The following is a 6233-nucleotide window of genomic DNA, read 5'->3' as shown; positions in this document are numbered from 1 at the left end:
CCGTTTTCCGCCGCATCCGCGCCCGCGCGAACCGACGGCCCGCCCCCCCGCGGCCCCGACCCCTCGAGCCGTTGCCGCAGCGGGGCACGAAGCCGCGCTGGGGCAACGGCTCGAGGGGTCGGGGCTGCGGGTGGGCGGGCTGTCGATTCGCGCGGTCGACGATGCGCCGGACAGCTTCGACCTGTTTGCGGCCCAGGCCGCCGCCGCCGCGTATGCGCGCGGCGCGGCCGGCGAACCGGTGCAGCGTGCGCCGGATATCGACGACGAGGTGCTGCAGTGAGCATGAAGTCCCGCAAGCGCGCGGCCGCGCTCGTCTACGACCCGAAGGGCGGCGACGAGGCGCCGCGCGTGGTCGCGAAAGGGTATGGCGCACTCGCCGAGATGATCGTCGCGCGCGCGCACGACGCCGGGTTGTACGTGCATACGGCGCCGGAGATGGTGTCGCTGCTGATGCAGGTGGACCTCGACGACCGGATTCCGCCGCAGCTCTATCATGCCGTCGCGGATCTGCTTGCGTGGCTGTACGCGCTCGACCGCACCGAGCCCGCGCCGGACGACGCCGCGCCGCGTTTCCCGCTGCCGCCGCTGCGCTGAACGGCCCCTGTCGGGACGATTTCTTACGAAATTCTGTCTCTGCCTTGCGGAATCATTCTGCCGGCAACCAATGCCTATCGGCCGGCATCATGCGCGCTACGCGTGCTCTTTTCCCGCCCATCCTCGCTTGTCCGGCGTGCCGCGACGCGCCCGTGCGGATTGAGCCGGCAGTGGATTTGTGTAATGATATCCATTCTCATTTTCATGTTTCCCGGGCGGCACGCATTCCCTGCGCGCCGCCCGTTGTTTTGAACGAATGGATACTTTCGCGTGAACGCGCCCGAAACGATCAATCCGCCCCGAGCGGGCGTCACCGTGCTGCGTCCTGCCGCACGCCCGCTGAGCGACGACGAACTGGCCGCGCGCCGCCAGCGTTCGCGCCGCGCGACCTTCATCAAGTGGCTGCGCAAGGTGCATGGCTGGGTCGGCCTGTGGGGCGCGGTGCTGGGGCTGCTGTTCGGCGTGACGGGTGTGCTGCTCAACCATCGCGCGCCGCCGCTGAAGATCTCGACCGGCGAACCCCAGGTCGAGCAGATGCAGATCGCGCTGCCCGATCCGGCGCCGAAGTCGCCCGCCGCGATGACGAAGTGGCTGCAGCAGGAACTGCACTTCGACGGCACGCCGGGCCGCCTGCGCAAGGAACCCGCGCAGGCCGTGGCGTGGGGCGACCGGAGCGTGATGCAGCCCGAGCGCTGGCAGATGGGCGTGTTCGGCCCGCACCAGAACCTGCAGGCCGAATACTGGGTCGGCAACGGCTACGTGTCGGTGAAGCGCACGGGAAACACATTCCTGACGACGCTGAACAACCTGCATCGCGGCGTCGGCATGAATCTCGGCTGGGTGCTGCTGATGGACACGATCGCGGGCTCGATGATCCTGCTGTCGCTCACCGGCGTGCTGCTGTGGACCGAGCTGAACAAGCGCCGCACGGTAGGCGTCGTGCTGGTGGTCGGATCGGTCGCAGCGGCGCTCGCCGCCGGCCTGACCTGATCCCGGCCGGCACCCGCGCCGGCCGCGGGTCGTTGCCGCCGCCTGCCCGGCGCGGCAACGGTGCGGATCAAAGGCCGCAGGTCGCGCCGCTGTTCGCCGCGATCTCGCGCGCGGCCTTGGCGCCCTCGACCTGCAGGATCGTCGGCAGCGACACGTGGTTCTTCGCGGCGGTGATCTCGGCAAGGATCGAAATCGCGATTTCCGGCGGCGTCCGGCTGCCGATGTAGATGCCGGCCGGCCCGTGCAGCCGGGCCAGTTCCGCTTCGTTCAGGTCGAATTCGCGCAGCCGCTCGCGCCGCGCCGCGTTGTTGCGTCGCGAGCCGAGCGCGCCCACGTAGAACGCCGGCGTCTTCAGCGCCTCCATCAATGCGAGATCGTCGAGCTTCGGATCGTGCGTGAGCGCGATCACGGCCGAGCGGGCGTCGAGCTGCATGTCGAGCACCGTGTCGTCGGGCATCGTGTGCACGACGCGCGTGCCCGGCACGTCCCACGCATCCGTGTATTCCTCGCGCGGATCGCACACCGTCACCTGGTAGTCGAGCCCGACCGCGATCTGGCACAGATAGCGCGACAGCTGGCCGGCGCCGATCACGAGCATCCGGTAGCGCGGCCCGTGGATCGTCACGAGCCGCTCGCCGTCGAAACCGAGCCCGTCGGCCGGCCGGGCGGGCGACAGCGACGCGCGGCCGGTCGCGAGCGTCATCGTGCGCGTGACGAGGCGGCCGGCCTCGACTTCCGCGCACAGCGCCGCGACCCCGCTGTCGCGCGTGAGCGGCTCGAGCACGAGCTGGATCGTGCCGCCGCAAGGCAGCCCGAAGCGGTGGGCTTCCTCGGCCGTCACGCCGTACTTGAGCGCTTCCGGGCGCGCATCGGCCGCGATCCCGCTCGCGTGCACGCGGGCGATCAGGTCGTCCTCGATGCACCCGCCGGACACGGAGCCGACCACCAGACCGTCCTCGCGCACCGCGAGCATCGCGCCTTCGGGGCGCGGCGACGAGCCCCACGTCTTCACGACCGTCACGAGCAGCACGCGGCGGCCTTCTTCGATCCAGCGCGCGCTGGATTTCAATACATCGAGATCGACGCTTTCCATCATCCATTTCCTGTTGCCGGACGGCACCGCCGGTGCGGGCCGCCGTTCAATGGCGGGATTATGAACCTGCCGCGGCAAGCGTGCAGTTGCCGGGGAAGCGTGAACCGGGGAAGGGGGCGTGGCGCGGGGGAAGGAAGCGGAATGCCCGGAGCCGGGCCCGACGGCGCAACCCGTCGGTGAACCGCCGGGCGGACGGATCCGCCCGGCGGCGAGGCGTCAGAGCGAGCCCAGGTACTGCGTCAGGTGGCGGATGTCGTTGTCATATGCGCTCGGCGAACCGAGCTCGACGCCGCCGCTGCGCACGTAGTACTCGAACGGCACGGAGCGGGTGCCGAAGAACGGCAGGAAGTTGTCCGGCTGCAGCGTCGTGCCGTTCAGGCCGATCGCCCAGTTCCGCGACTTGTACAGCTCGAGCTCGCGGATCGTCGCCTGGACCTGGTTCGTTTCCGACGCGCGAATCGCGGCGATGTGCTGCGTCAGCGTCTCGATGTTCGCCTGGTAGGCGGTCGGCTCGCCGACCGAGACGCCGCGTGCGCGAACGTAGTAGCTGAACGGCAGGTTGCGCTCGGTGAAGAACGTCAGGAAACCGTCCGGCGCCAGCGTATCCCCGTTCAGTCCGATCGCCCAGTTCTTGCTTTGATAATCCCTGAGCCCCGCGATCGTCTGGTTGGCCGCGTTGATTTCGACCTTCGCCGTGACGTTGACCAATGTATTGCTCATGAAAGACCTCTCTGGTTCTTGTTGAACTTCGGACAGGTGCAGCGACATGCCTCCGGACGGAGGCAATTCAATGCCGGCGGCCGGATTGCTCGGTCCGGTCGCATCAAATTAAAAGCCTGCTGAAATTCCGATTACGAATAATCGATGAATATCTGGTTTGCGAAAAATGAATTCAATGAAATCGATTGCAGCGGACTACGCTTCCGATGTGCTGTGTGGCCCGTCTGGTATGGTTCGGGCGGGATGCTGCCGAACGACCTGAATACTAGTTTGGCGAATGCGGGAGTTCAATGCCGGTTGCGCGATTATTTTCTGCTATTCATATTCAAATTAACCTGATTAGATTTTCTGTCGATTAAATTGGCGATTCGGGCCGAATATATCGGCATTCGAAAAACAGGCGATCGGAAATGGAATTGCCGCGCGTATCGTTGCGGGACGCGCAACGTGGCGGCAGGCAGGCGGGGGAAGGCGGAGAGGGGGCGGGGCCGGATACCGGCCCCGCGGGTGCGCACCGTGCCGCGCGCGGCACGGCGCGGCGTTCAGTGCGCGTCGTGGTGACCGTGCGCGAGCTTCGAATGGTGCCGCGAGTACAGGAAGTAGATCACGAGGCCGATCACGAGCCAGATGCCGAACGCGGCCCACGTGACGGGCTGCAGGTTCAGCATCAGGAACAGGCACGACGCGACCGCGAGGATCGGCACCACGGGCACGCCGGGGCAGCGGAACGCGCGCGGCAGATCGGGGTGCGTGCGGCGCAGCACGAGCACGGCGATCGACACCATCGAGAAGGCCGCGAGCGTGCCGATGTTGATCAGCTCGGCGAGCACGTTGAGCGGCACGAGCGCGGCGATCAGCCCGAAGAACAGGCCGACGAGCCAGGTCGTGAGGAACGGCGTCGCGTAGCGCGGGTGCACGCGCGACAGCGTCGCCGGCAGCAGCCCGTCGCGCGACATCGCGAAGATCACGCGCGTCTGGCCGTAGCTCATCACGAGGATCACGGTCAGCATGCCGAGCACGGCGCCGAGATCGATGAAGCCCGCGACCCAGTTCTCGCCGGCGGCTTGCAGCGCGTACGAGATCGGGTGCGAGATGTTCGCGTACCGGGCCGACGGCACGATGCCGGTCGCGACCGCGGCGACCGTCACGTACAACACCGCACACACGGCGAGCGACGCGATGATGCCGATCGGCAGGTCGCGTTTCGGATTCTTCACCTCCTCGGCCGCCGACGACACGGCGTCGAAGCCGATGAACGCGAAGAACATCACGGCCGCCGCGCCGAACACGCCGTTCCAGCCGTGCGGCATGAACGGCTTCCAGTTCGCGGGCGTCACGTGGAACACGCCGACCGCGATGACGAGCAGCACCACCGACACCTTGATGAACACCATGATGTTGTTGATGCGGGTCGATTCGCGGATGCCGATCGACAGCAGCGTCGTGATCACGAGCATCACGAGGAACGCAGGCAGGTTGAACCAGGTGACGACGCCCGGCACCGCGCCGGGCGCGGCCGTCAGCACGGTGGGCAACGACAGCCCGAAGCCCTGCAGCAGCGACTGCAGGTAGCCCGACCAGCCGACCGACACGGCCGACGACGCGAGGCCGTATTCGAGCATCAGGTCCCAGCCGATGATCCACGCGACGAGCTCGCCGAGCGTGGCGTACGAATACGTGTAGATGGAGCCGGCGACGGGGATCGTCGACGCGAACTCGGCGTACGACAGCGCCGCGAGGCCGCACGCGATCGCGGCGATCACGAACGACAGCATCAGCGCCGGGCCGGCCTGCACGGCGCCGGTGCCGGTCAGCACGAAGATGCCGGTGCCGATGATGGCGCCGATGCCGAGGAAGGTGAGGTCGATCGCGCCGAGCGCTTTCTTGAGCCCGGCGGCATGCGCGCCGGCGATCATGCGATCGACGTTTTTCTTGCGGAAGAGAGACATTGCGGATGAATTGCAGGCGCGCGCGGGCGCGGAAGCGCTGACTGAGTGAAAACCGATAATTTTAGCCGATTTGACGCGCAAGACCCGCTGCAGCGCAGCGGTTCGTCACGAAATCGTCCGATAAAACAAGCGCTTGCGCGCGCGCCGGGCGGCACGCGGCGGCAGTGCGGCATGTGCCGCGCCGCCGGGCCGGGCAAGTCGGCGAACCGGCCGGACGTACGAATCAGGCGCCGGCCGTGGGCGCCATGTCGACGAGCCGGTTGCTCATCACGTAGAAGGTGAGTTCCGCGTTGTTCGACAGCCGCATCTTCTCGAGCAGCCGCGACCGGTACACGCTCACCGTCTTCACGGACAGCGACAGCGTGTTCGCGATGTCGGTGAGCCGCTTGCCCGACGCGAGCATGCAGAGCGTCTGGTATTCGCGATCGGACAGCTTCTCGTGCGGCAGCGGCTCGTTCTCGAACGACACGTATTCGGCGAGCGCCTCGGCCATCGCGGGGCTCACGTACTTGCGGCCGGCCGCGACCTGCTGGATCGCGCCGATCATCTGCGCGGCATTGACCGTCTTCGACAGGTAGCCGGCGGCGCCGGCCTTCAGCGCGCGAACCGCGTACTGATCCTCGCGGTACATCGAGAACATCAGCACCGGCGTGCGCGGCAGCTTGCGCTTGAGGCGCTTGAGCACCTCGATGCCGTTGGTGTCGGGCAGCGAGATGTCGAGCAGGATCACGTCGAATTCCTGTTTGTCGACGACGGCCATCGCGTCGCCGCCGTTCTCGGCCTCGGTGACGTCGCGCGCGACGCCGCGGTCGATCAGCAACTGGCGGATCCCTTGCCGGACGATCGCGTGATCGTCCACGAGCAGGATGTTCAGGCTCATGACGACC

General features: G+C 67.3%; 6 protein-coding genes and 1 pseudogene. 3 read left to right on the top strand and 4 right to left on the bottom strand.

Annotated features, from left to right (window positions below; all coding sequences use genetic code 11):
• The 3 genes and pseudogenes from GQ57_RS40355 to GQ57_RS29030 all read left to right on the top strand — a co-directional run.
• Nucleotides 1-280: pseudogene (locus GQ57_RS40355) on the top strand (hypothetical protein); the annotation flags it as partial.
• Nucleotides 277-594, top strand: a complete 318-nt coding sequence (locus GQ57_RS29035) for an EscU/YscU/HrcU family type III secretion system export apparatus switch protein (RefSeq protein ID WP_031399711.1) — start codon at nt 277-279, stop codon at nt 592-594. The pseudogene GQ57_RS40355 and the gene GQ57_RS29035, both read left to right, overlap by 4 nt.
• 270 nt (nt 595-864) lie before the next feature.
• On the top strand, nt 865-1584 hold the full coding sequence (locus tag GQ57_RS29030; protein ID WP_031399712.1) for a PepSY-associated TM helix domain-containing protein: 720 nt from the start codon (nt 865-867) through the stop codon (nt 1582-1584).
• Nucleotides 1585-1651: 67 nt separating this feature from the next.
• On the opposite strand, the gene GQ57_RS29025 is transcribed toward GQ57_RS29030, so the two are convergent.
• The 4 genes from GQ57_RS29025 to rqpR form a co-directional block, all read right to left on the bottom strand.
• The gene (locus GQ57_RS29025) at nt 1652-2677 is read right to left on the bottom strand and encodes an XdhC family protein (protein WP_031399713.1); all 1026 of its coding nucleotides are present in this window, start codon (nt 2675-2677) and stop codon (nt 1652-1654) included.
• Between the two features lie 216 nt (nt 2678-2893).
• On the bottom strand, nt 2894-3397 hold the full coding sequence (locus GQ57_RS29020) for a hypothetical protein (protein ID WP_031399714.1): 504 nt from the start codon (nt 3395-3397) through the stop codon (nt 2894-2896).
• A gap of 542 nt (nt 3398-3939) precedes the next feature.
• Nucleotides 3940-5346 carry an amino acid permease gene (locus GQ57_RS29015; protein ID WP_031399715.1) on the bottom strand — a complete coding sequence of 469 codons (1407 nt, stop codon included), beginning with the start codon at nt 5344-5346 and terminating at the stop codon, nt 3940-3942.
• A gap of 223 nt (nt 5347-5569) precedes the next feature.
• Nucleotides 5570-6226 (bottom strand): response regulator transcription factor RqpR, encoded by a 657-nt coding sequence (gene rqpR / locus GQ57_RS29010; RefSeq protein WP_031399716.1) that lies wholly within the window; start codon nt 6224-6226, stop codon nt 5570-5572.
• Between the last annotated feature and the right edge of the window lie 7 nt (nt 6227-6233).

Origin of the sequence: Burkholderia sp. MSh2, assembly GCF_000731655.1 — a bacterium.
GTDB lineage: Bacteria > Pseudomonadota > Gammaproteobacteria > Burkholderiales > Burkholderiaceae > Burkholderia > Burkholderia paludis.
This window is presented reverse-complemented; position numbering and strand designations above follow the sequence as displayed.

Excerpts from the sequence above, each read along its gene's own strand:
- rqpR (WP_031399716.1), bottom strand. The coding sequence starts at position 6,226 with ATGAGCCTGAACATCCTGCTCGTGGACGATCACGCGATCGTCCGGCAA.
- GQ57_RS29025 (WP_031399713.1), bottom strand. The coding sequence starts at position 2,677 with ATGGAAAGCGTCGATCTCGATGTATTGAAATCCAGCGCGCGCTGGATC.
- GQ57_RS29015 (WP_031399715.1), bottom strand. The coding sequence starts at position 5,346 with ATGTCTCTCTTCCGCAAGAAAAACGTCGATCGCATGATCGCCGGCGCG.
- GQ57_RS29020 (WP_031399714.1), bottom strand. The coding sequence starts at position 3,397 with ATGAGCAATACATTGGTCAACGTCACGGCGAAGGTCGAAATCAACGCG.